This window comes from Mycolicibacterium septicum DSM 44393 (assembly GCF_000455325.1).
Taxonomy (GTDB): Bacteria; Actinomycetota; Actinomycetes; order Mycobacteriales; family Mycobacteriaceae; genus Mycobacterium; species Mycobacterium septicum.
Window position 1 is genome coordinate 2,680,770 of the sequence record NZ_HG322951.1, and the last position, 23,998, is coordinate 2,704,767.

Sequence of the window (23,998 nt, forward strand, 5' to 3'; positions counted from 1 at the left end):
TCCTGGTTCACCTGTTACCCGGGCCGCGCCGACTATTTCACCCACTGGGCCGACGCCTTCAAATACGCGGCCTCGGTACTCGGCCTGCCCATCGGCGACTACCCGCACTCCCGTCCGCCCCAGGCACTGCTGCCGGATGCTGCGAAGACCCAGATCGAGACCGCCTATCGAAAGCTCGGTTTGATCGACGCCTGAACCGTCTTTATGCAGGTCGAAGCGGCAGCGCCGGGCTTGCGGAATGCACTACCGATAGGTATACAGTATGTATGTCTGAACGGCTGGTGTGGCATCGGGAGGTAGCGGCGCATGACGGTCGCTGACAGTGTGGGAACCGAGGCGGTCCTCTACGAGGTCACCGACGGAGGGGTTGCCGTTATTACCCTCAACCGTCCCGATCGGCTGAACTCCTGGGGCGCGGACATCTCCGCCGGTGTCTACGCGAGTTTCGATCGCGCCGAAGCCGATCCGGCGGTCCGGGTGATCGTGCTGACCGGCAGCGGACGAGGGTTCTGCGCCGGCGCCTACATGGGTGCCGTGCGGGACCTCGGCGCCAGCATCAACGAAGACACCGATGTCAGCAAGATCGTCGGCGAACGTCACCCGCACTTTCTCACCGAGTTGCGCAAGCCGGTCATCGCCGCCATCAACGGAGCGTGCGTCGGCATCGGCCTCACCCACGCGCTGATGTGCGATGTCCGATTCGCGGCGGCCGGCGCGAAATTCGCCACCGCCTTCCCGCGCCGGGGGCTGATCGGCGAATACGGCATCACCTGGATCCTGCCCCGACTGGCCGGCTGGGGTGCCTCGGCGGACCTGTTGTTGTCCGGCCGGACATTCTTCGCCGAGGAGGCCGTCACGCTCGGGCTGGTGAAAGAGGTTGTCGCGCCCGAGGATCTGCTGACCCGCGCCCTGGAGTACGCGGAGGATCTCGCCCGCAACTGTTCGCCGGCATCAATGGCGGTGATCAAGGGTCAGCTCTACGGCGACGCCAATGACGACGTCGTCGACGTCAGCGACCGCGCCGAGAAACTCATGCACGAGTCCATGGTCCGCCCCGATCTCGTCGAGGGCATCACCGCATTCTTCGAAAAACGGCCCCCGAACTTCCCGCCCCTGAAAGAAGGTTGATGACATGACCGAAGCTCCCGAACGGCTTCCGTACCTCGCCGTCGACGTCGACAACCATTACTACGAGCCGATCGATGCGTTCACCCGGCACCTGCCCAAGGAGTTCCGGAGCCGTGGCGTGCAGATGGTGCAAGACGGCAAACGGACGTTGGCGATGTTCGGTGGGACGGTCAACCATTTCATCCCCAACCCCACCTTCGATCCGATCATCGAACCGGGCTGCCTGGACCTGCTGTTCCGTGGCGAGATCCCCGAAGGGGTGGACCCCGCGTCACTGATGAAGGTCGACCGGCTCGCCGACCATCCCGAGTACCAGAACCGCGACGCCCGGGTGAAAGTCCTGGACCGCCAGAGTCTGGAAACGGTGTTCATGCTGCCGACCTTCGCCTGCGGTGTGGAGGAAGGGCTCAAGCACGACATCGAGGCCACCATGGCCTCGGTGCACGCCTTCAACCTGTGGCTCGACGAGGACTGGGGATTCGACAGGCCCGACGGCCGCTTCGTGTCGGCGCCCATCATCTCGCTGGCCGATCCCGAAAAGGCTGTCGAGGAAGTCGAATTCGTGCTGAGCCGCGGCGCCAAGCTCGTCTGTGTGCGGCCGGCGCCGGTACCGGGTGCGGTCAGACCCCGCTCACTCGGTGACCCGCTGCACGAGCCGGTGTGGGCACGCCTGGCCGAGGCCGGCGTCCCGGTCGTCTTCCATCTGTCCGACTCCGGGTACATGGCGGTCCCGGCGTTGTGGGGCGGCAGCGGGGTGTTCAAGGGGTTCGGCAAGCGTGATCCGCTCGACATGGTGATCATGGACGACCGTGCCATCCACGACACCATGGCCTCGATGATCGTGCACCAGGTGTTCACCCGGCATCCCAAGCTCAGGGTCGTGAGCATCGAGAACGGCTCCTACTTCGTCTACCGGCTGATCAAGCGGCTCAAGAAGGCCGCCAACAACGCGCCGTATCACTTCACGGAGGATCCGGTCGAGCAGCTGCGCAACAACGTCTGGATCGCGCCGTACTACGAGGACGACGTGAAGCTGCTCGCCGACACCATCGGCGTCGACAAGATCCTGTTCGGTTCCGACTGGCCCCACGGCGAGGGGCTCGCGGATCCGACCACGTTCACCGCCGACATCCCGCAGTTCCCCGAGTTCAGCCTCGAGGACACCCGGATGGTCATGCGCGACAACGCGCTTACCCTGCTCGGTGACGTGAACCGGACCGCCCCTGGTGCCCGGCACCTCACGGTACCGGCGTAGTCGCCGGCATGGCCGAGTGGACGATCGGCGCCGTCGTCGATGCGATCGCCGAGGCGGTACCCGACCGGGAGATGACGGTGTGCGGCACCCGCCGCACCACCTTCGCGCAGGGGGCCGAGCTGACCCGGCGGCTGGCCAACTATCTGGCCTCGCGCGGGCTGGGTGCGTACCGGGAGCGGCAGGACCTGAACCGGTGGGAATGCGGTCAGGACGTGGTCGCGCTCGTGATGCACAACGACCGGTACCCCGAGATGGTGATCGGCTGTCTCAAGGCGCGGACGGTCCCGGTGAACGTCAACTACTACTACTCGCCGGGCGAGGTGGCCGACTTGCTGGCCTACCTGAAGCCCCGCGCGGTGATCTACCACCGATCGCTGGGGGCCAGGTTCAAAGATGTCCTCGGAGAAGGCACAGTCGAGGTGTTGATCTCCGTCGACGACGGTGACGGTGCCGAGTTGCTGGGCGCGGTGTCGCTGGAAGACGCACTCGCCCAGGGGGATACGGAGCGTTCAGGCTCGGCTTCGCCCGATGACCTGCTGATGGTCTGTACGGGCGGCACGACCGGCCGTCCCAAGGGCGTGATGTGGCGTCAGGGCGACATCTACGTGTCATCGATGAACGGCGCCGACCACGACCAGGTGAGCGAGATCCACGACAAGGTGGCCAATGCCGGCCCGCCGTGGTTCGCGGTGTCGCCGTTGATGCATGCCGCCGGGATGTGGACCGCGTTCTCCGGTCTGCTGTCCGGCCAGACCGTGGTGCTGCACGACACCAAGCCCCGCTTCGACCCGCGCACGGTGCTCGAAACCGCGCAGCGGGAGCGGATCGGGCTGATGACGATGGTGGGCGACGCCTACGCCGCACCGATCGTCGAGGAGCTCGGCCGGCGTTCCTACGACCTGTCGTCGATGTTCGCAATCGGCACGGGTGGTGCGGCCACCAACCCGAAACATCAACGCGCGCTGCTGGAGCACATCCCGCAGATCACAATCATCAACGGATTCGGATCTTCGGAGACCGGCAACATGGGATTCGGCCACACCCAGCGCGAGACCCCGACCGCCGAAACCTTCCAGCTGCGGGCCGGTGGGCTGGTGCTCGCCGACGATTACTCCCGCTTCCTCGATCCCGGCGATGCCGAGGTGGGCTGGGTGGCGCGTAACGGCCGAATCCCGCTCGGCTACTTCAATGATGAAGCGGCGACGGTGAAGACCTTCCCCGAGGTGGCCGGCGAACGGGTGGTGGTCTCGGGTGACCGCGCCTCGCTCGACGCCGACGGCACCTTGCGTCTGTTGGGGCGGGACTCGTTGGTGGTCAACACCGGTGGCGAGAAGGTGTTCGTCGAGGAGATCGAAGAAGTCCTGCGTGCACATCCTCAGGTGGTGGATGCGCTGGCCGTCGGTCGGCCCAGTGAGCGGTGGGGTGAAGAAGTTGTCGCGCTGGTCGCAGTGCGGGATGCGGTCGACGTAGCCGCTCTCCGGGAGCACTGCGCGACCCGGCTGGCCCGGTTCAAACTTCCCAAGGATGTGTTGTTCGTCGAGGAGATTCGCAGACTCGGCAACGGCAAGGCCGACTATCGCTGGGCGAAGAGCCTGGCCTCGGAACAGGCGGAGATCAAGGCATGACACGCACAGAGAACCGAGTGATCGACTGTCTGGCCAACGTGCACTTCGGTGAGACCGAGAACCAGCCGACCTTCATGAAGAAGGTGCGCGACGACTACTTCAAGGGTCCGAAGTCGATGTATGACCCCATCGACCTGTCGGAGATGCTCGACGAGATGGACACCCACGGTGTGCGGAAGGCCATCTTGATGGACAACTTGGCCAAGCCGTCCGTGACGGCGCGAAAGTTCGTCGAGGCGCACCCCGACCGCTTCGCGCTGGCGATGGGTGGGGTCAACCTGTTGCGCCCCATCCCGTCGCTGCGTGAACTCGCAGCCGTCGTGGCCGACCTCCCGGTCGCCTATACCGTTGTGGGCCCCAGCTTCTGGGGAGACGGGCAGTACCCGCCGAGCGACGCGGTGTATTACCCGCTGTACACCAAATGCGCCGAGATGGAACTGCCGCTGTGCGTCAACACCGGCATTCCCGGCCCGCCGATTCCGGGTGAGGTGCAGAACCCCATCCACCTCGACCGGGTCTGCGTGCGGTTCCCGGAGTTGAAGCTGTGCATGATCCACGGCGCGGATCCGTGGTGGGACATCGCGATCCGGATGCTGATCAAATACCAGAACCTGCGGTTGATGACGTCGGCGTGGTCGCCGAAGCGACTGCCGGAGAGCCTGTTGCACTTCATGCGGACCCGAGGGAAGGGCAAGGTCATCTTCGCCTCGGATTTCCCGGTGTTGCGGATGCAGCGCGTCGTGCCCGAGGCGCTGGCGCTCGACCTGCCGGCTGATGTGCTGGACAACTACCTCTACAACAATGCCGCGGAGTTCTTCCTCCCCGGTGAGAATCAGGAGAGCTGATGGACCGCCACGAACTGCGCAGGCTGGACTACAGCCTGACCGAGGACCACATCGACCTGCAGACCGCGTACCGGCAGTTCTTCAAGACGCACTCCGACATCGAGACGGTGCGGGCGGCCGAACCGTCGGGTTTCGACAAGAGTCTGTGGGAACGGTTGTGCGCCATGGGTGCCACCACGATGGCACTCCCGGAATCGGTGGGCGGTGACGGGGCGACACTGGTCGATCTGACCTTGGTGGCCGAGGAACTCGGCCGCTCGGTCGCGCCCGTGCCGTGGATCGACCATGTCGTGGCGGCGCGGCTGTTGGCCAGGCTGGGCGCGTGCGAGTCCGAGGAGATCGTGCAGGGCACGCAGATCGTCGGCTTCGATCCGCAGCAGGTGGCGCCGACCGGCGCCCGGCTGATCCCGATCGGGTCGATCGCCGACCACGTCATCGTCCGCGACGGACAGGATGTCGTGAAGCTGGAATTCTCCACGCGGCCGGCCCGCGTCGACAACATCGGCAAGCTGCCGATGGCCTGGGTGGACCCCGCCGCCGCAGACACCCGGCTGGTGCTGGCCAGCGGTGCCGACGCCCTGGCGGAATATCAACGGGCATTGGACGAATGGCGTCTGCTGACCGCAGCGGCGCTGGTGGGTCTGGTCGAGGAGACCATGACGATCGCCGCCGAGTTCGCCAAGTCCCGCTACACCCTCGGTGTGCCGATCGGGACGCTGCAAGGCATCTCCCACCCGCTGGCCAACATCGCCATCACCGTCCAGAGCGGGCGGGGCCTGGCACGTCGGGCGGCATGGTTCCTCGACAACGAGCCCGACGAGCGGCCGGAACTGGCCCCCTCGGCGTTCGTCTTCATGGCCGAGGAGGCGGCCAAGGCCGCCACCATGGCGGTCCACGTTCAAGGTGGACTCGGGGTGTCCGCCGAGGCGGCGGCCACCGCGTACTTGGTGCGGGCCCGCGGCTGGGCACTCGCCGGCGGTGACCCGGGTGCCACCGCCGTCCGCATTGCTCAGATCGTCGCGGCTCGCGAGAGCCGGGATGTGACAAAGGTTTAGGGGAACAAGCGTGGATTTCTCAACAGTCGAACTGTCCGCCGAGGACGAGGCGTTCCGCACCGAAGTGCGCGAGTTCCTCGATCGCGTGGTGACCGAGGACGTCATCCGTCACGACCGCGAAACGGGTGACAACTTCCACGAGGGCGTTCACCTGGCACTCGGTGCGGCCGGCTACCTGGAGAAGGAATTCAAGCCCGAGGTCGACGGCGGCTTCTCCCGGGTGCAGTCACGCATCTGGCAACTGGAGAAGCGTCGCGCCGAGGTGCCGTGGGTGACCTGGGGGACCACGGTCATGATCGCCCGGTCGGTGGCGAAGTTCGCGTCCCCCGAGATCCGCGACGATGTGTTGCGCGGGGTTTTCGACGGCACCGTGCGAATGTGCCTGGGTTACACCGAACCCGAGGGTGGCTCTGATGTCGCCACCTGCAAGACCCGCGCGGTGCGGGAAGCGGATGGGTCGAGCTGGATTATCAATGGATCCAAGATGTTCACCACCGGTGCACACAACTGCCAGTACGTCTTCCTGATCACCAACACCGATCCGGACGCGCCGAAACACAAGAGCCTCACCATGTTCCTGGTGCCGCTGGATTTGGACGGCATCGAGATCCAGGGCATCCGCACCGTCGACGGCGATCGCACCAACATCGTGTACTACTCCGATGTCCGGGTCGACGACAAGTATCGACTCGGTGACGTCAACGGCGGCTGGACAGTGGTCCGTGAACCGCTCGACGCCGAGCACGGCGCGGTCGCGGCTGCCGACGACGGCCTGGCCGACGTCGCGATCATGATGCATCAGGCCGGTTTCATGGCCGAGGCCGCGGATAATGTGGCCGCGCTGGTCGGTACCCCGGATGCCAGCGGGCGCGCTGCTGTCGACGACGGATCGGTCGCATATCGGTTGGGTCGCAGTGTGGCCCGACTGGAGGCGTCGCTGTCGGCACCCAGCATCTTCGGCCGGGTGGCGCTGGCACAGACCATGCGTGACATCGCGCCGGATCTGATGGATATCGCGGGATCAGTTGCGGCGCTGCCGATCGGGGCCGACGGGGGAGCCGATGACCGCAGTGAGTATGTCTACCGCTTCGCGCCCTTGGTCGGTATCTATGGTGGCACGCTCGAGGTGTTCCGCAACATGATCGCCCAGCATGTGCTCGGGCTGGGCAAGCCGAATTACTCGGCCCCCAAGGCGAAGGCTTCATAGCGCGAGCAGACGTGAATGCACCCCGGAACACGCGTTCCGGGGTGCACTCGCGACTGTTCGCAGAGGGGAAGTCAGCGGTGGGCCAGGCCTGACCTGCCACCCGAATCCGCCTCGGCGAGCTGCTTGTTCAGCTGGTCACCCTCGATGTCGAGGTTGGGCATGACACGTTCCAGGCGCTTGGGCAGCCACCACGCCTTTTCACCCAGCATCGACATCACGGCAGGCACGATTGCCATCCGCACGACGAAGGCATCGATCAGCACACCGAACGCCAAGGCGAACCCGATCTGCTTGATCATCGGATCACCGTTGAACACAAACCCGGCGAACACCGCCATCATGATCACCGCGGCTGCCACAACAACTCGGCTCGCCTGGGTGAAGCCGTGTTTGACCGCTTCGTCGCCACGGTGCCCGTGCACATGGGCTTCCTTCATCGAGGACACCAGGAACACCTGGTAGTCCATCGCGAGCCCGTACAGCACGCCGATCACGATGATCGGCAACAGGCTCAGGATCGGACCCGTCGCGGTCAAGCCGAACAACTGCTGGAACCAACCCCATTGGAACAGCGCCGTGGTGGCACCGAAGGTGGCCAGCACACTCAGCAGGAATCCGACGGTGGCCTTGATCGGCACCGCGATCGACCGGAACACGACCAGAAGCACCAGCAATGACAGGCCGACGACCACGCCGATGTAGAGCGGCACAGCCTCGGCAAGGCGGTCGGTGGTGTCGACACCCATCGCGGTGATACCGGTGACCCCGAGGTCGACGTTGCGCAACTCGGTCAGTGATCCGGTGTGTGCCCGGATGTCGCGTACCAGCTGTGCGGTCGCATCATCGGTGGGTCCGGTACTGGGGACGACCGAGAACAGGGCGAATTCCTCGTTGTCGCTGACTTTTTGGAGGCTCACGGATTCCACACCGGCCATCCGGCGCAGATCGTTGTTGGTGTCGACCAGGTCGGCCGCGGTGAGCTTGCCGTTGCCCGCCGCCGGTTCGGCGACGACGACGAGCGGTCCGTTGTAGCCCTCGCCGTAATGTGTGGCCACCAGGTCGTAGCTTTCGCGTTGCGGCGTGCCCTGGTTGTAGCTGGCCCCTGCGGGCAGACCCATCGACATGTTGAGCGCCGGCAGCGCCAACAACGCGGCGATGACCACGCCGCCGATGGCAACCGGGACACGATGGCGCAACACAGCACCGACCCATGCGGTTGCGAACCGGTGATTCGCGTCGTTGTCAGTGGATTGCTTCCGCCGGGTCTTGTCGGAGCAGATGCGCTCGCCCACCAGACCGAGCAGTGCCGGCAGCAGTGTGAGGGCGGCGATCACCGCAACGACCACTGTGGCCGCGGCGGCCAGCGCCATCGGGGTCAGCAACGAGATGCCGACCACCGTCAGCGCAACGAGCGCGATCACCACGGTGGTTCCCGCGAAAATCACTGCACTGCCTGCAGTTCCGAGCGCACGCCCGGTTGCCTCGGCGGCGCTGAGACGCTGATCGATGATCAGCCGTCGCTGGCGGTTGACGATGAACATCGCATAGTCGATGCCGACCGCCAGACCCAGCATCAATGCCAGCACGGCGGTCATCGACTGCATGTTCACCAGGTGTGAGAACAGGAAGGTTCCGCCGACGCCGACCGCAACCGAACTCAGCGCGGTCGCCAGGGGCAGACCGGCGGCGACCAACGAGCCGAGCGTGACGACCAGGACCAGGGCCGCAACAGCGAGACCGACGACCTCACCGACGCCGACGATCTCAGGCATCTCGACCATGCTCGCCGAGGGCAGCACGTCGATACCTGTGGTGGTGACGGCATCGCGCGCGGCATCCACCGCATTTTCAACGGTGCCCGAGGGCAACTCGGCAGTCTGCTTGTCGAACTGGAACTGGTAGAGCGCGGCCGCGCCGTCGCCGGAGATCAGGACACCGGGCACGGGCTGTCCGTTGACCACCAACGGCTGCGGCGTATCCGGGGCGGTCGGTGCGGACACCTGAGATCGGGCGATCGCAGCCGCCGAGGTCAGTGTCGGGCTGGCCGGCCCCTTGGCCATCTCGGCCCGGGCGAGTGCGCCAGGGTCCAGTACGTGCTCGGAATGGGATACCGAATCGACGGCACGCAGCAATGCCGCGCGGTTGTCACCGCTATCGATGCGCTGGCCCTCCGGTGCGGCAAAGGCGATCATCCCTTGCCCGCCTGACGACTCCGGCATGCGCTGCGCGAGGTCATCGATGACCTCCTGCGCCGGCGTGCCGTTGATGCGCATCTCGTTGGAGATCTTGGGTGGGTTCGTCACGAGCAGCCCAGCCACAACCGCGATCAGCGCGAGCCAGCCGCTGATCACCAGCCATGGGCGACTGAACGCAAAGCGCCCCAGTCGGTACAGATAGGTGGACATATAAGTGAGAGTAGACTCTCAATATGGGAGTAAGCTATCGTTTGTTGCGAAGCCCATGCTCGGTGCGCAGACATGACCTGCGCCACGTCCCCGGATCGGAAATGCCTGCCCGTACCACTCGCCGTCGCACCGACGCGTATGCCAACGAGAGCCGTATCGTCGCGGCTGCCCGTGAGGTCTTCGCCGCAGAGGGTGCGGCTGCGACACTGACCCAGATCGCCGCGCGTGCGGGCGTTGGCAATGCGACGCTGTATCGGCATTTCCCCAACCGGCAGGCGCTCGCCGCCGCGGTATATGAGGACGCGTTCGCCACTGAGGTCGAGCCGGTGATCCTGGCGCTGGTCGACAGCGATGCCCCTCGTGAGGCATTCATCGACGTGATCGAGCAGCTGGCCGAACTCATGTACCTCCAGCGTCCGTTGCTGCCGTCGCTGGATCACCTCACAGAGCTGACCTCCAGGCTGTTCAGCCGCAAGCGCGACCTGTTGGAGGCGCTCGTGACCCAGGGGCAGGCCGCCGGGGATCTGCGGGCCGACCTCACCGTCGACGATGTGCCGACGTTCGTCGCCATGGTCACCGCCGCCTCGGTCGCGCTCGAGCAACCTCCGCAGTTGCGTCGCCGGTACCTCAGCTTGATGCTCGACGCCCTCAATCCCGCTGATGCCCAGCCGCTTCCGCCGTTGCCAGACGATCCTGCCTAACCGATCGGTGCCATACCGGGCTGCACCGGCACCAGTACCTGCGGCGGCGCCGGTGACGGGGGTGGCGCCACCTGAAGGTCACCGCGGGGAACGAGTCCGTCGGGGACCCGGCCCGTCCCGCTGGCTTCGGCCGGCGGGGCCTCGCATTTCTGCTGGCCTTCGTTCCACACACCGCCGCTGTGTCGGCAGCAACCCTTGGTGTCGTCGATCTTCTCCTGCATGGATTCATCCAGGCCGTCGTTGAGGATATCGGTGCAGGAATCGAAGTCTTCGATGTCCCAGACGCCGGGCTCGGCCTGAGAGATTCCGGTGGGTGCCACGATGACGAACATCGCGGTAGCGGCAAATGTCGCCGCGGACGCCAATAACCGGCCTGCGAAAGTGCTTGTCCGAGTTGATGCGATTGTCGTTGTGTTCGGCATTGCTCTGCTCCCGTAGGTCAGGCATCCTCGGGTCTACCCGGCCAGGGTGCCTGTGCATCACCTGTATTGAATGCAAATAGTGTGCGCGCGGGCTCGGCACGGGACAAGCGCACTGGCCGCGTGTGTTTGCTGTGGCAAGGTTCTGGCAAACCGGGGGTCGTCAGATACGCAACAGCGCTTCGACGTTGTGGTGCGCGATCGCATGCATCTGTTGTTCGGAAAGCCCTGAGCTGGTGAGGAATTCGGTGACATTGTCGCGCTTGACGTACGGGAAGTCCTCGGAGTAGATGATCCGGTCGGCGCCCAGTTCGGCCACCACGTGGTCGAGCTGATGCTGATTGAACATCCCCGATGGGGTCACCCAGATCTGCTCGCGGTAGTAGTCACTGACGTTGCGACCATGTCCCGGGCGTACCAACGCGAAGGTCTCATCCAGCCGTTCGAGCCAGAACGCCATCACTTCACCCCAATGCCCGCTCAGGAGTTTCAGGCCCGGATGGCGATCCAGCGCACCGGACAGGATCAGGCGGATGACGTGGATGCCTGCCTCGGCGTGCCAACCGAATGCGGGTCCGGAGAACATCACTGCAGCGGCCGCAGGCCAATCGCCGAAGTAGTACGGCCGCGAGACCTGCGCATGGGGTAGCCCAGGATGCACGTAGATAGGCAGGTCCACCGCTTCCGCCGCGGCGAGTATCGGGTCGAAACGAGACTCGTCGAGGAACAGTCCCTCGAATGTTCCGGCGATCAACGTGCCGACGAACCCGAGGTCGCCGACGCAACGGCGCAGTTCCTCGGCGGCAGCGACCGGATCGTAGAGGGGTAGGGTGGCGAAGCCCCGGAATCGGTCGGGATGTTCGGAGATCTGTTGCGCCAGATCGTCATTGACCTGACGGCACAACTCCACCGATTCCGGTGCGGCCAAGGTGCTCGGGCTGCCGTTGCCGTGGGAGACCACCTGAACATCGACACCGACGGCATCCATGTGGGCCAGCCGATTCCCGCCGAGGCGAGTCGCCGCATCACGGTCGTCGTTGAACACCGAGCCGAACTCGGCGAGTTCTTCGAGTGGCAAGCCGCTGGGCGGGCCGCCCAGCTGGAGAACCTGCCGGCTCACCTCGGGGTGTTCGAAGTGTTCCTCGACGGTGATGATGCGCATCGGTGCCTCCTTGGATCTTCGCAGCTATGTCGGCCGGCGCCGGCTCGGTGACAGGACGTTCTGGATTGCCGGCGCGACGACGGCAACCAGCGCATCGGTATCGGCATCGACGAGCGTGGGAACGCCGACGATTCGGCGCCCCACGATGAGCCCGACCAGCATCGACGACGCCAGCCCGGCCCGCAGTACTGCGTCATCGGTCGCGCCCGGCCCGACGGCATCGAGCAGTCTTGCCTGGATGAACTCGCGAAGCTGTGTGTTCGCCAGCTCATTGACGACGGCGCCACGCAGCATCGCCATGAGGGGCTCCGAGTCCTGTGGCGCACCCTCCCACGCGGCCAGGAAGGCGCGGACCACCCGCTCGCCGAGCTGCTCGTCAGGCCCATCGAAAGCGCCGCTCAGGTGCGCCAATGTGTCCGGCGAGATCGACATCACGGCGGCGAACAGCTCGTCCTTGGACCGGAAGAACTGCATCACCAGCGAGGCGTCAACCCCGGCGTCGGCCGCCACCTGCCGAATGGTCGTCGCAACATAGCCGTCGCCGGCGAAGCGCGCACGAGCTGCATCGAGGATGGCCTGCCGGCTCGTGCTGATACCGGGCCGGCGTCCGCGTCGGCGCTCCGAAACCTGATTGCTGTTCGCGGCCACTCTGTGAACGTACTCCGCAAGCGCGTGTATATCAACAGCGGTTGATTTATGTGGCCGGCGCACCTACGATCGACCCGGCGCGAGGACGCGACCGTTGCGGAAGGGGTGGCCATGGCCCGGGAAGAGAAGCTGTTCACGCAATCCCACCCGTTGACGCCGGGTGATCGGTACGGAGTCCTGAGTGGGTTCGATCCGGGTAGCCGCACACTTCCGGCGGGGTTTCGCCTGGCACCTGTGTTCAAGGCGGTGCCGGTCGACATCGTGCTCGACAAGGACGTGCCCGTCACGATGCGTGACGGTGTGACCACGTACGTCGATATCCTGCGACCGGCGACTTCCGAGAAAGTGCCGGTGATCGTGGCGTGGAGCCCGTACGGCAAGGGTGAGGGCAGCGCCCCGGCGGCGATCGGAGTGTTCGGTCTGGTCGGCCTGGACAACGGGATTGTGTCGGGACTGCACAAGTTCGAGGGGCCCGACCCGGCGTATTGGTGTGCCCAGGGTTATGCGATCTGCAACCCCGATGTTCGCGGTGTCTCAGATTCGGAGGGGGACAGTGTCTTATGGGATCGGCAAGAGGGTGAAGACTGCCACGATCTGATCGAGTGGCTGGCTGTCCAGGACTGGTGTACCGGCAAGGTCGCGATGAGCGGCACGTCCTATCTCGCTGTTGCGCAATGGTTTGCCGCGTCCGAACAACCTCCGCATCTGGCGGCGATCAATCCGTGGGAGGGCGTCAGCGACGTCTACCGCGATCTGGTGATGCGCGGTGGGATGCCCGACACCGGATTCGCCAGGCAGCTACACGAGAACAGCTATTGGGGCAAGGGTCGCAAAGAGGACGTTCTTGCCGAGGCGCAGCGGTATCCGCTCATGAACGGCTTGTGGCAGAACAAGATCCCCCGGGTGGACCGGATCGAGATACCGGCCTACGTGGTGGCCAGCTATTCCAATTCGCTCCACACCGTGGGCACATTCCGAGCTTGGCGGGGGATGGGTTCACAACAGAAGTGGTTGCGTATTCACAACACTCAGGAGTGGCCCGACTACTACGACGAGGACAACCGGGAGGATTTGCGCCGGTTCTTCGATCACTTCCTCAAGGGTGAGGACAACGGCTGGGAGCAGACTCCACGCGTTCGGTACGCCCTGCTGGACCTACAAGGCGGTGACCACGTCAATCTGCCGGCGGATCACTTTCCGCCCGAAGGGGTCGTCTACCGGAAGTACTACCTCGACGGTCGCACCCGCGCCCTGGCCACAAAGGTGCCCGTGGAAGACGCGATCGCGGCGTACGACGTGGATACCGATCCGGGCCTGGCGTCGTTCATCGTCCGGTTCGACCATGAGACCACGATGGTCGGCTACCCCAAGGTGCGACTGTGGGTCGAGGCCGACGGCGCAGACGACATGGACCTGTTCGTGTTCGTCCAGAAGCTGAATGCGCAGGGCGCACCGCTGCAGGAGTTCACCGTGCCCAACCGGTCAGCGATGATTCACGACATCACCGAACGAGGAGCATCGATCCTGCGGTACAAGGGCTCCAGCGGTCGCCTCCGGGTGTCGATGCGGCACCTGGACGAGTCGGTCTCGACCGACGAAATCCCTGTCCACAGCTTCGACCGCGTCGAGAAGTTGACGCCAGGAGAGGTGGTCGACGTCGAGATCGACCTGTCCCCGATCGGTTTGGTGTTCTACCCCGGCGAGCAGTTGCGGCTGGTGATCAGTGCGAAGAATCTGTTCGGGTCGTGGATGCCCGGACTTCGGGAATACGTACCGCAGAACAGCGGTCACCACCTCATCCACACCGGGACATCCCGCGCCTCGTATCTGCAACTGCCCGTGAAGACGGACGGCTGAGGGTCAGACTTCGGCGAGCGACGGCGGTTTCACCGCATCCGGATCGGGGTTGGCGATCGGCAGGCCCATGAACCGCCGCGCGTTGTCACCCATGAAGTCATAGGTGCGGCGGGTGTCCATGCCCTCGGCGTACTTCCAGAAGCCCTTGGGCTCGGCCAGCCCTTCGGGATGCGGATAGTCCGAGCCGAACAGCACCTTGTCCCACCCGACCGTCTCCACCACATCGGACACGCAGCCCTCCCAGAACGGGCTGACCCAGATGTTGCGCCGGAACACGTCGTGCGGATGTTCGGGGAAGTTCTGCGGCATCTTCTTGTACAGGTCGGCGAAATCGTGGAACAGCGGGAAGATCCAGCTGCTGCCGTTCTCCACACTGGCGATGCGCAGCTTCGGGAACCGGGTCAGGGTGCCGTGGCAGATCAGTGCGGTGAGCATGTCGGCGATCTCGCGGTGGCCCAGCACCATCCAGCGGAATGCGCTCTGCGCCATGAAGTTCTGGGTGTAGGGCGGTTCCCACTTGTTGACGTAGTCGTCGAGCGGGGGATAACTGGCGTGCAGGACGATCGGCAGGCCGGCGGCCTCGACGTCGCGCCAGAACGGATCGAATTCCGGCAGGGCAGGCGAGCGCCAACCGTGCAGGCCGTTGACCGGGCCGGGTTTGATCAGGGCGACTTTCGCACCGTTGGCAAGGATGTAGTCGAGTTCGCGTTGCGCCGCATCGACTTCGGAGAGATTGATGATCGGTGTGGAGAACACGCGGTCGGCGTATACGAAACCCCAGTGTTCGAGGATCCACTGGTTGAGGGCGTGAACGATCGCCAGCGTCAGCTGCGGGTCATCGGCACTGGAGTGCTCGACCAGGCTGCCCAGGGTGGGGTAGTTCAGCGCCTCGACCACACCCTGGCGGTCCAGTTCCTTGACCCGGTCCTCCGGGTTGCGGGTGGCTTCGGGCGCGTCGATGGCCTTGCCCTGCATCTCGCGCAGGGTCAGGCCTTCAGTGTTCTCCCCGGCGAAGAACTTCTCGTGCGCCCCGGGTGCCGCGACGCGCTCGAAGGTCGGGTTGGGGATGAAGTCGGTGACCCGGTTGTTGATCACCACCCGGGTCTGGCGGCCGATCTGTGCGTACTGCACAGCGCGCGAGTACTTTTTCGGGCAGGAACTTGGTCAGCGCATCGCCGGTCTCGTACATGTGCTGGTCGGCATCGAAAATCGGTGCTTCCCTGAACTGTTCGGTGGGGTTTTCAGTCATGTCAGTGGTTCCTTTTCTCCCGCGAGCAGACGCGTAGGCACCCCGGAATGCGCATTTGCGGGTACCTACGCGTCTGCTCGGCCATGAAAATCAGAGCGTGAGGACGGTGGCGCCGGCGGTGCCGGGTGCGCCGTAGAGCTGGGCGAAGCCGACCCGCGGGTTGCCTGGCACCTGCCGGTCGCCGGCCTGTCCGCGCAGTTGGCGTACCAGTTCGTGGATCTGGCGGAGGCCCGAGGCGCCGATGGGCTCGCCGTTGGCGATCAGGCCGCCGTCGGTGTTGACCGGCAGTGATCCGCCGATCTCGGTGGCGCCGTCGGCCAGCAGTTTCTCCTGGTCGCCGTCGGCGCAGAATCCACATTCGGCCATATGGATGATCTCGGCGCCGGCATCGGTGTCCTGCAACTGCACGACGTCAACGTCTTCTGGTGCCACCCCGGCCTTTTCGAACGCGGCTCGCGCTGCGTACACCGTCGGCGCCACGTCCTCTTCGACCGGTGCGCAGGTGGTGTTGACCTCGTAGGCGCCGTAGCGCCGGGTGCGGACCTCGACGGCCTTGAGATACACCGGCTTGTCCGTGTAGCGGTGGGCGATGTCGGCGCGGCACATCACCACCGCAGCCGCACCCTCGTCGGGCGCGCAGAACATGTACTGGGTCAGCGGGTAGTTGAGCATCGTCGAGTTGAGGATGTCGTCCTCGCTGATCGTCTTGCGCCGGAACGCGTTCGGGTTCAGGGCACCGTTGCGGAAGTTCTTGTTGGCCACCTTGGCCAGCGTGCGCTGCGAGATGTTGTGCTCGTGCAGGTAGCGATTGGCCTTCATGCCGAAGAACTGGGTGGTCAGGTACTGGCCGTTCTCCGCGTACCAGCTGGGCATCCCGACCAGGGCGGGATCCTCGGTGAACGCACCGCGAGGATGCTTGTCCAGGCCGACCGCGATGCCGATGTCGTAGTCGCCGAGCCGGATCCCGTCGGCGCAGGCCTTGGTGGCACTGGCCGCGGTGGCGCACGCGTTGAACACGTTGGTGAACGGGATGCCGGTCAGCCCGACCATGCCGACGATGGCGTCCGGGTTGGCCACCGTCCAGCTGCCCCCGGTGGCGGCACCGATGTCTTTCCAGTCGACACCGGCGTCGGCGACCGCGGCGAAGATCGCGTCCACACCCATCTGCATCGCGGTCTTGTCGAATCGGCCGAACGGGTGAATGCCGACGCCGATGATCGCTACGTCATTGGTCATGTGCGCGGCCTCTCTAGACGGGCTGGAATGCGAAGGTGACAAGCTCGTTGCCCTCTTCGTCGGTGGTGAACGGGATCATGGTGAGTTCGACGTCCATGCCGAATTGCAGTTTGGCCGGGTCGTTTTCGGTGAGGCGGCCCTCGACGCGCAGGACCGGGCCGGTGTCGTCGGCGAGTTCGACCAGGCCGACGCCGAAGGGGACGAAGGCTTTCCCGGTGGGGCCCTTGTAGGGGGCGCCGGGTGGGAAGCCCTGGGTGGTCCAGGCGATGACGGTGCCGCGTCGGGGCAGCAGGGCTTGTTCGGTGTTGCCGCCGGAGCATTTGGGGCAGCGGGCCTGGGCGGGGAAGGTGGTGGCCGTGCAGTCGGTGCAGCGGCTGCCGATCAGCTGGGGTTCGGCGTCGGGCCAGGTCGAGATCTCCCGCGCGAGGGCCTTCTGCATACGTCCGATCCTCCGTGTTCGGCCAAAAATGTCTAGCAACTGTAACTCTTACAGTAACGTAGTCCAAGTGACCGAGCGCAAGGCTGAGTCCATGGCTGACACCAAGCCGACGTTCTGCCGGATCTGCGAACCGCTGTGCGGCATGATCGCGACGATCGAAGACGGCCGTCTGACTGCGCTGCGGCCCGACAAGGACCACCCGCTGTCGGCGGGATTTGCCTGTCAGAAGGGCATCGCGTTCACCGAGGTGGTCAACGACCCTGACCGGGTCACCAGACCTCTGAAGCGGACCGGGGACGGCTTCGAGCCCGTGAGCTGGGATGCCGCGCTCGACGACATCGCGGCCAGGCTCACCGAGATCCACCGGACCCACGGTTCGGGTGCGTTGGCGTGGTACATGGGGAACCCCGCGGCCTTCAGCTACTCGCACCTGTTCGCCGCGATGGCGTTCGCCAAGGGGATCGGTGGCGACAGCCATTTCTTCAGCTCCTCGACCCAGGACACCAGCAGCCGGCTGCTGGCCAACCAGTTCCTCTACGGGGCGCCGTTCCCCGTGCCCATCCCGGACCTGATGCGTACCGACCTGCTGGTCATGTTCGGCGCCAATCCGGTGGTGTCGCACGGCAGTTTCCTCACCGCGCCGCGGATCAAGGACCGCATGCACGACATCGTGAAGCGCGGCGGACGGGTGGTGGTCGTCGATCCGCGGCGCAGCGAGACCGCCGCGCAGTTCGATTGGCTCGGGATCATCCCCGATTCCGATTCGTATCTGCTGTTGTCGATCCTGCAGGTGCTGTTCACCGAGGGGCTCGTCAGCGCGCGGGCCAGGACGCAGGCCGAGGGCCTGGACTGGCTGCGGGAGCAGTGCGCACCGTTCACGCCGGAGCGGACGCAACAACACACCGGTATCGACCCGGAGACGGTGCGCGCGTTGGCCCGCGATCTCGCCGGCACCGAGCGGGCCGCGGTCTACGGCCGGCTCGGCACCTGCGTCGGCCGCAACGGAACGTTGACCACCTATCTGCTCGACGCCGTCAACCTCGTCGCCGGCAATGTGGACACCCCGGGCGGCAGCGTGTTCAGCACGCTGGGCATCCCCGGTCAGAAGTGGGGATCGATGGCGATGGGCGCCTCGCTGCGCCGCAGCTACCAGAACAAGCGGACGCGGGTTGGCGGGTTCCGATCGGTCATCGGGGCCGAGCCCGCGGCGTTCATGGCCAAGGAGATCACGACACCCGGCCGTGGTCAGGTGAAGGCGATGTTCATCGGTGCCGGCAACCCCGTGCTGTCGGTACCGAACGGCCTGGAGTTGGAGCAAGCGCTGGAGGCGACCGACCTTTCGGTCGGTCTGGACCTCTACGTCAACGAGACCACCGCACATTGCGATTACGTGTTGCCCGTGACGACGATGTACGAGCGGGACGACTTCGCGGTCACGTTCCAGATGTTCCAGGCCACGCCCTTCCGTCAGGCCACCGACGCGGTGGTGGCCCCGCGCGGCCAGGCCCGCACCGAATGGGACATCGTCGTCGACCTGATCAGCCGGATGAAGGTCCGCACACCGGTTTTCGTCGCACTTCGGCTGGCAGCCAAGCGGGCGGCGCGACGCGGGAAGCGGCTCAGCCCGCGGCCGGTGATCGACATGATGATCCGGATGGCCGAAGGCGGTGACCGTTTCGGGCTGCGCCGCGGCGGCCTGACGTTCCGCCGGCTGGCCGAACAGCATCCGCACGGTGTGGTGGTGGCACCAGACATCCGTACCGGCGTGCTCGGCGAGGTCGTGGTGTACCCGAAGGGGCGGATACGGCTGGCACACGATGACATCGCTTCGGAGATCACTGCCATGTCGCGACGAGCCAAGCCCGATGGCTACCCGCTGCGCATGATCGGCATGCGCGAACCGCGCTCGGAGAACTCCTGGTTGCACAATTCACCGCTGCTCATGCGCGGCAAGAGGATTCACCGTGCGCTCATGCACACCGAGGATGCCGCGGCGCGTCGCCTGGCCGACGGTGACGCGGTGCGGGTGCGGTCGCCCTACGGCCAGATCGACATCGCGCTGTCGCTCACCGACGACATCGTGCGCGGCACCATCGCGATACCGCATGGTTGGGGCCACCGGGGGAGCGGTGGCTGGCAGATCGCCAACCGGGCCGGCGGGGCCAACGTCAACCAGTTGATGTCGAGTGATCCGGCCGATGTCGAGGCGCTCGCCGGCATGTCCTGGCTGACCGGTGTGCCGGTCCAGGTGGAAGCCTGCTGATTTCTATACTGTAAGTGTTACAGTTGACCGCGTGAGCGAAGTCGTGGACGAGGCCGTCACCAGTGTGGACATCGGGCGGCGGGCCGCCGGGCGGGCCGAGAAACGCATGCTGATCGACGGTGCGCTGGTATCTGCGGCGTCCGGTGCGGAATTCGACAATCTCAGCCCCGCCACGGGCCTGGTTCTGGGGACCACCGCGGCCGCCGGTGCCGAGGACATGGATCGAGCGATCGGAGCGGCCCGGCGCGCGTTCGACGAATCCGACTGGAGCACCGACCGCGGATTGCGTCAGCGGGTACTGGCCCAACTGCAAGAGGCCATCGAATCCGAAAAAGCTGACCTGCGTGAGGAATTGATCGCCGAGGTCGGCTGCCCGGCGATGACTACGGAGAATGCCCAGCTGGACTGGCCGCTGGCCGATGCGCTGCGATACCCGGCCCGGCTGATCGACGAGTTCGAGTGGGAGCGCACGCTCGAGGGCGGCGGGCTGTTCGGTGAGCGCAACGCCCGCACAGTGGTCAAGGAGGCGGTCGGTGTGGTCGCCGCGATCACACCGTCCAACTTCCCGATCGAGGTGATCCTCAACAAGCTCGGGCCGGCGCTGGCGGCAGGCAACACGGTGGTGCTCAAACCCGATCCGAACACGCCGTGGAACGCCACTCGGCTGGGCCGGTTGATCGCCGAGCGCACCGACATGCCGCCCGGCGTGGTCAACGTCGTCCCGACGCCGTCGAATGAGGTTGCGGGACTTCTGGGTACCGATCCTCGGGTCGACATGGTGTCGTTCACCGGATCCACTGCCGTCGGCAGGCATTTGATGCGGGTCGGTGCGGACACCATGAAGCGCACCTTCCTCGAACTCGGCGGCAAGTCGGCGATGATCGTGCTCGACGATGCCAAGCCCGGCCACATCATCCCCGGAGCGATCGGGGCGTGCGTGCACGCGGGGCAGGCGTGTGCGGCCAATACCCGGATGCTGGTGCATCGCAGCCTGTTCGACGAAGCCGTCGCCAATGTGACCATGGCATTCGGTGCGGTGCCGGTGGGCGATCCCGCGTTGCCGACCACACTGGTGGGCCCGCTGATCAGTGCGGCGCAGAAGCAGCGCGTTCTCGATGCCATCGACGGTGCCCGTCGCGACGGAGCCGACATCGTGGTCGGCGGCGGCGTACCGGACGGACTGCCCGAGTATCTGACCGACGGGCACTTCGTCGCACCCACCGTCATCGTCGGGGCCGACCCGCGCTCGTCGATCGCGCAGGACGAGGTCTTCGGTCCGGTGCTGGTGATGATCCCGTTCGACGATGACGACGAGGCCGTGCGGATCGCCAACGACAGTGCGTTCGGCTTGGCCGGCGCGGTGGTATCGGCGTCGTCCGAGCGCGCGATGGGAATTGCCCGACGGATAAGGACCGGCGCGATTGGTGTCAATGGCGGCATGTACTACGGTGCCGACGCGCCATTCGGCGGGTTCAAGAACAGCGGTGTCGGACGGCAGTGCGGGATCGAAGGTTTCGCGCAGTACACCGAGACCAAGACCATCGGCTGGCGCCTGCCCCGCCAGTAACGCAGGGACGTTACCCCTGAACGGTGGCGAACGATGCGGCGCGATCGAGGATGCTGTCCAGAATGTGGTCGAAGTTGATGTCGTCGGCCATGCCGATCCGGTAACCCCGCCCGGGGATCGAGGCAATCAGCGGCATCGCCTCGGCGTCGAGCACCTGCTCCCAATACTCTCGGGGGAACTGGTCATCGGCTGTTCGGCTCTGCAGGCGCTGCAGCACGGCCGAGCTACGCACCAGCACGGAAATGGCCGTGTAGGTGTCGAGTGCCTGCTTGGCGGTGAGGCCGGCGGCCACCAGTGCGGCCACCGGCTTTTCGATCTTCTCGAGCGCGGGCCGGGCCGCCGGCATACCGCGGGTGCCGCGGATCAGGATGAGATCACACACGATCGGATTGTTGGTGAACATCTTCCGCATGCGGTGGGCATGGGCACGTAGGGATTCACGCCAATTGCCGGCCTCGATGGACAGCACGCTGAAGTCATAATCGAGCAGGACGCGCTCGGTCATCGCGTCGAGCAGCTCGTCCTTGCGGCGGAAGTACCAGTAGATGCTGGTCACCCCGACATCGAGATGGCGGGCGAGCTGCGGCATGCTGAGGTTGTCGATCGATACCTCGTCGGCCACTTCGAAAGCGCCGCGCAGGATTTCGTCGACGCTGATCGACCCGCGTTCGCGGCGCCGGCGTCCATTGGTGCTTGCGGGCGTGGCCATTGCAGTCCTTCTAGCGGATCGGCTCGAAGGTGACGGGTATGGCGGTGGGGGAGCGGAACGGCTGACCGAAGATGTGCGGATCGTCGTCGGTGACCAGGTTGATGTTGCGCACCCGGCTCAGAAGGCTCTCCATCGCCACCCGGGTTTCCATCCGGGCCAGGTGCAACCCCATGCAGGTGTGCTCGCCGGCCGCAAACGTGATGTGCGGAACCCGCTTTCGGAAGATGTCGAACTCCTCTGGCCGTTCCCAGCGGTTCTCGTCGCGGTTGGCCGACCCCATGCACACATCGATCACCGCACCGGCGGGCAGTGCCACGCCGTCGAGTTCGGTGTCCTGGGTGGTCGAGCGTTGCACCGTGGTGAGCGGGGTTTCGTAGCGCAGCCCCTCCTCGATGGCCTGGCCGATCAGCTCGTGGTCTGCCTGCACCGCGGCGAACTGCTCGGGGTGGGTGAGCAGCAAGTAGATCAGGTTGCCCGAGGAGCGGTAGGTGGTCTCCAGCCCCGCAGGCAGGAGCAATCGCAGGAACGAGAAGATGGCCTCGTCGGTCAGCTTCTCGCCGTCGATCTCCGCGGTGACCAGATCGCCGATGATGTCGTCGGTGGGATTGGAGCGGCGCAGATCGATCTGGCCGAGGAAATAGTCCTTGAGCGCCGCGGAGGCCTCGAACGCGCGCTTGTACTTCACCGTGTAGCTGATCAGTTCCACCGCGCGCTGCCGGAACCATGGCAGGTCTTCCTCAGGCAGACCCAGCAGCTTGGAGATGACCCGGGTGGGGAACTCGAAGGTGAAGTCGCGCACCAGATCGGCACTGCCGGACTCGATGAACTCGTCGACCAACGCCTCGCAGATCGGGCGGACGATCTCGGGTTCCCAGCGCTGTAGCGAGCGTGACTTGAAAGCCGCCGAGACCAGGTTGCGGTGTTCGCGGTGGGTCTTGCCCTCCATGGCCAGGATCGTCGGGCCGATGAACAGCCCGATGGTGTTGTCGTAGATCTTGGAGTTGAACGACTTGCCGTCCCGGAAGACGGTATTGACCGCATCGAAGGACACGGCGGCGAATTGATGTTCCGGCAGAAGCGATTCCGGTGTCTTCGACCAGTCCATGACCGAACCGCGAAATACGCCGTGCTCGGCACGGTGCCGCGCGAAGATCGGGTACGGATCGCGCAGCAGGGTGGCGGTGTCGTCGACCGGCCCGTCGACCGTCAGATCCTGCACTTCACTACCCACAGCTCACCTCACCGCTCGCAACGGACTCATCTCCCAGATCATATTACTGTAAATCTTACAGTAATATGATCTGGGCTGATTCGGGCAGATCAGAGCGCGATTGGGGCGCCGTTGCTCATCGCGGCGATGAAGCCGCCGTCGACCTGGATGTCCTGTCCGTTGATCCAGCGCGCCTCGGGGGAGGCCAGGAAGGCGATCAGGGGAACGATGTCCTCGACGTTGGCGTGCCGGCCGACGGTCGCGCGCACCATGTCGAGCACCTCCTTGCCCATGGTCTGCTCGAAATCGGACAGGATGGGGGTCTGGACCGGGCCCGGGCTCACCGTGTTGAGCCGCACCCCGTACTTGCTCCAGGCCGGCCCCGAGATCCGCTTGACGAACAGGATCGCGGCCTGCTTGGAGGTGGTGTAGACCGGGAAATCCGGATCCTGCCCGGTCTGCCACTGTGCCACCGCATCCCCGTCGGTGAGTTCGAGTAACCCGTCGAGGATGTCGATGCGCTGTTGCCAGCCCAGGGCCGCGGTCGACGCCACCGTGACGATCGAGCCGCCGTGGCGCAGCAGCGGCAGTATGCCTTCGACCATCAGTCGCATGCCGAGATAGTTGACCTTGAGGACGTCGGCGGCCGGCGCGGTGCCCGGCACTCCCGCGACATGCGCGAGCATGTCCCAGCCGTCGCCGATCTCGCTCAGCAGGCGCGCGATGTCGGCCGCGTCCCGCAGGTCGCACGTGGCGTGCTCCGACGCCGGGGTGTCATTGGGGCGCACGTCGACGGCGAGCACATGGTCGCCCCGTTCGAAGAAGTGCGCCGCGGTGGCCGCTCCGATTCCGGATCCGGCTCCGACGACGACGATTCTGCGTGCGGTTTCCGACATGCGACGACCTTCCACTGAATTAACGACAGTAAGGATGACTGTAAACATTCGGGCCACTCGGACAATCGACTTCGGCCTGCTCGGTGGGTGCTACCGTTAGCCTTACCGGAGGCGGCTCCGGA

General features: G+C 65.4%; 19 protein-coding genes and 2 pseudogenes. 11 read left to right on the top strand and 10 right to left on the bottom strand.

All coding sequences use genetic code 11. The annotated features are described in order from the left end of the window. The 7 genes and pseudogenes from TX88_RS35110 to TX88_RS12660 form a co-directional block, all read left to right on the top strand. Positions 1 to 195: pseudogene (locus TX88_RS35110) on the top strand (dihydrodipicolinate synthase family protein); the annotation flags it as partial. A 111-nt stretch (positions 196 to 306) separates the two neighbouring features. Further along, positions 307 to 1,128 carry an enoyl-CoA hydratase gene (locus TX88_RS12635; protein WP_044517203.1) on the top strand — a complete coding sequence of 274 codons (822 nt, stop codon included), beginning with the start codon at positions 307 to 309 and terminating at the stop codon, positions 1,126 to 1,128. Between the two features lie 4 nt (positions 1,129 to 1,132). Continuing rightward, complete coding sequence (locus TX88_RS12640; protein WP_044517205.1) at positions 1,133 to 2,383, top strand: amidohydrolase family protein; 1,251 nt, start codon at positions 1,133 to 1,135, stop codon at positions 2,381 to 2,383. An 8-nt stretch (positions 2,384 to 2,391) separates the two neighbouring features. Next, positions 2,392 to 4,008, top strand: a complete 1,617-nt coding sequence (locus tag TX88_RS12645; protein WP_044517206.1) for an acyl-CoA synthetase — start codon at positions 2,392 to 2,394, stop codon at positions 4,006 to 4,008. Continuing rightward, positions 4,005 to 4,853, top strand: a complete 849-nt coding sequence (locus tag TX88_RS12650; protein WP_044517208.1) for an amidohydrolase family protein — start codon at positions 4,005 to 4,007, stop codon at positions 4,851 to 4,853. The genes TX88_RS12645 and TX88_RS12650 overlap by 4 nt, the downstream gene beginning before the upstream one ends. After that, entirely contained in the window at positions 4,853 to 5,908 is a 1,056-nt protein-coding gene (locus tag TX88_RS12655) for an acyl-CoA dehydrogenase family protein (protein ID WP_044517210.1), read from the top strand. Before TX88_RS12650 ends, TX88_RS12655 begins: the two co-directional genes overlap by 1 nt. A 10-nt stretch (positions 5,909 to 5,918) precedes the next feature. Further along, entirely contained in the window at positions 5,919 to 7,115 is a 1,197-nt protein-coding gene (locus TX88_RS12660) for an acyl-CoA dehydrogenase family protein (RefSeq protein WP_044517212.1), read from the top strand. 71 nt (positions 7,116 to 7,186) lie between these two features. Here the strand turns inward: TX88_RS12660 and TX88_RS12665 are convergent, their stop codons facing one another. Next, the gene (locus tag TX88_RS12665) at positions 7,187 to 9,520 is read right to left on the bottom strand and encodes an MMPL family transporter (protein ID WP_044517213.1); all 2,334 of its coding nucleotides are present in this window, start codon (positions 9,518 to 9,520) and stop codon (positions 7,187 to 7,189) included. Positions 9,521 to 9,621: 101 nt separating this feature from the next. Here TX88_RS12665 and TX88_RS12670 point away from each other — a divergent pair, with 101 nt between their 5' ends. Beyond that, positions 9,622 to 10,221: a TetR/AcrR family transcriptional regulator gene (locus TX88_RS12670; RefSeq protein ID WP_044517215.1), complete on the top strand. Its 600-nt coding sequence runs from the start codon at positions 9,622 to 9,624 to the stop codon at positions 10,219 to 10,221. Here the strand turns inward: TX88_RS12670 and TX88_RS12675 are convergent. The 3 genes from TX88_RS12675 to TX88_RS12685 all read right to left on the bottom strand — a co-directional run bounded on the left by TX88_RS12675 (position 10,218) and on the right by TX88_RS12685 (position 12,450). Beyond that, positions 10,218 to 10,541, bottom strand: coding sequence for a hypothetical protein (locus TX88_RS12675; RefSeq protein WP_162563131.1), 324 nt, complete (start codon positions 10,539 to 10,541; stop codon positions 10,218 to 10,220). The two genes, TX88_RS12670 and TX88_RS12675, sit on opposite strands and share 4 nt — an antisense overlap. 262 nt (positions 10,542 to 10,803) lie before the next feature. Continuing rightward, positions 10,804 to 11,802, bottom strand: a complete 999-nt coding sequence (locus TX88_RS12680) for an amidohydrolase family protein (RefSeq protein ID WP_044517218.1) — start codon at positions 11,800 to 11,802, stop codon at positions 10,804 to 10,806. A 24-nt stretch (positions 11,803 to 11,826) separates the two neighbouring features. Further along, on the bottom strand, positions 11,827 to 12,450 hold the full coding sequence (locus TX88_RS12685) for a TetR/AcrR family transcriptional regulator (RefSeq protein WP_044517219.1): 624 nt from the start codon (positions 12,448 to 12,450) through the stop codon (positions 11,827 to 11,829). Between the two features lie 111 nt (positions 12,451 to 12,561). Between TX88_RS12685 and TX88_RS12690 the strand changes: the two genes are divergently transcribed. Next, positions 12,562 to 14,307: a CocE/NonD family hydrolase gene (locus tag TX88_RS12690; RefSeq protein ID WP_044519358.1), complete on the top strand. Its 1,746-nt coding sequence runs from the start codon at positions 12,562 to 12,564 to the stop codon at positions 14,305 to 14,307. 3 nt (positions 14,308 to 14,310) lie between these two features. Here the strand turns inward: TX88_RS12690 and TX88_RS12695 are convergent. From TX88_RS12695 to TX88_RS12705, 3 genes and pseudogenes are all read right to left on the bottom strand, one after another. After that, positions 14,311 to 15,556 (bottom strand): annotated as a pseudogene (locus TX88_RS12695) (amidohydrolase family protein). Between the two features lie 90 nt (positions 15,557 to 15,646). Continuing rightward, a complete protein-coding gene (locus TX88_RS12700) occupies positions 15,647 to 16,792 on the bottom strand; it encodes a thiolase family protein (protein WP_044517221.1) in 1,146 nt (381 codons plus the stop codon). Positions 16,793 to 16,805: 13 nt separating this feature from the next. Further along, entirely contained in the window at positions 16,806 to 17,231 is a 426-nt protein-coding gene (locus TX88_RS12705) for a Zn-ribbon domain-containing OB-fold protein (RefSeq protein WP_044517222.1), read from the bottom strand. Positions 17,232 to 17,322: 91 nt separating this feature from the next. Between TX88_RS12705 and TX88_RS12710 the strand changes: the two genes are divergently transcribed. Both TX88_RS12710 and TX88_RS12715 read left to right on the top strand, forming a co-directional pair. Continuing rightward, on the top strand, positions 17,323 to 19,494 hold the full coding sequence (locus TX88_RS12710; RefSeq protein ID WP_044519359.1) for a molybdopterin-containing oxidoreductase family protein: 2,172 nt from the start codon (positions 17,323 to 17,325) through the stop codon (positions 19,492 to 19,494). A gap of 31 nt (positions 19,495 to 19,525) precedes the next feature. Beyond that, positions 19,526 to 21,061: an aldehyde dehydrogenase family protein gene (locus tag TX88_RS12715; RefSeq protein WP_044517224.1), complete on the top strand. Its 1,536-nt coding sequence runs from the start codon at positions 19,526 to 19,528 to the stop codon at positions 21,059 to 21,061. A gap of 10 nt (positions 21,062 to 21,071) precedes the next feature. Here the strand turns inward: TX88_RS12715 and TX88_RS12720 are convergent, their stop codons facing one another. The 3 genes from TX88_RS12720 to TX88_RS12730 form a co-directional block, all read right to left on the bottom strand. After that, complete coding sequence (locus TX88_RS12720; protein ID WP_044517225.1) at positions 21,072 to 21,770, bottom strand: TetR/AcrR family transcriptional regulator; 699 nt, start codon at positions 21,768 to 21,770, stop codon at positions 21,072 to 21,074. A gap of 10 nt (positions 21,771 to 21,780) precedes the next feature. Continuing rightward, positions 21,781 to 23,001: a cytochrome P450 gene (locus TX88_RS12725; protein WP_044517227.1), complete on the bottom strand. Its 1,221-nt coding sequence runs from the start codon at positions 22,999 to 23,001 to the stop codon at positions 21,781 to 21,783. A gap of 89 nt (positions 23,002 to 23,090) precedes the next feature. Next, positions 23,091 to 23,876, bottom strand: a complete 786-nt coding sequence (locus tag TX88_RS12730) for an SDR family oxidoreductase (RefSeq protein ID WP_044517229.1) — start codon at positions 23,874 to 23,876, stop codon at positions 23,091 to 23,093. Positions 23,877 to 23,998: the final 122 nt, after the last annotated feature.

Coding starts and splice junctions, on each gene's coding strand:
- TX88_RS12635 (WP_044517203.1), top strand. CDS start 307: ATGACGGTCGCTGACAGTGTGGGAACCGAGGCGGTCCTCTACGAGGTC.
- TX88_RS12640 (WP_044517205.1), top strand. CDS start 1,133: ATGACCGAAGCTCCCGAACGGCTTCCGTACCTCGCCGTCGACGTCGAC.
- TX88_RS12645 (WP_044517206.1), top strand. CDS start 2,392: ATGGCCGAGTGGACGATCGGCGCCGTCGTCGATGCGATCGCCGAGGCG.
- TX88_RS12650 (WP_044517208.1), top strand. CDS start 4,005: ATGACACGCACAGAGAACCGAGTGATCGACTGTCTGGCCAACGTGCAC.
- TX88_RS12655 (WP_044517210.1), top strand. CDS start 4,853: ATGGACCGCCACGAACTGCGCAGGCTGGACTACAGCCTGACCGAGGAC.
- TX88_RS12665 (WP_044517213.1), bottom strand. CDS start 9,520: ATGTCCACCTATCTGTACCGACTGGGGCGCTTTGCGTTCAGTCGCCCA.
- TX88_RS12670 (WP_044517215.1), top strand. CDS start 9,622: ATGCCTGCCCGTACCACTCGCCGTCGCACCGACGCGTATGCCAACGAG.
- TX88_RS12680 (WP_044517218.1), bottom strand. CDS start 11,802: ATGCGCATCATCACCGTCGAGGAACACTTCGAACACCCCGAGGTGAGC.
- TX88_RS12690 (WP_044519358.1), top strand. CDS start 12,562: ATGGCCCGGGAAGAGAAGCTGTTCACGCAATCCCACCCGTTGACGCCG.
- TX88_RS12700 (WP_044517221.1), bottom strand. CDS start 16,792: ATGACCAATGACGTAGCGATCATCGGCGTCGGCATTCACCCGTTCGGC.
- TX88_RS12705 (WP_044517222.1), bottom strand. CDS start 17,231: ATGCAGAAGGCCCTCGCGCGGGAGATCTCGACCTGGCCCGACGCCGAA.
- TX88_RS12710 (WP_044519359.1), top strand. CDS start 17,323: ATGGCTGACACCAAGCCGACGTTCTGCCGGATCTGCGAACCGCTGTGC.
- TX88_RS12720 (WP_044517225.1), bottom strand. CDS start 21,770: ATGGCCACGCCCGCAAGCACCAATGGACGCCGGCGCCGCGAACGCGGG.
- TX88_RS12730 (WP_044517229.1), bottom strand. CDS start 23,876: ATGTCGGAAACCGCACGCAGAATCGTCGTCGTCGGAGCCGGATCCGGA.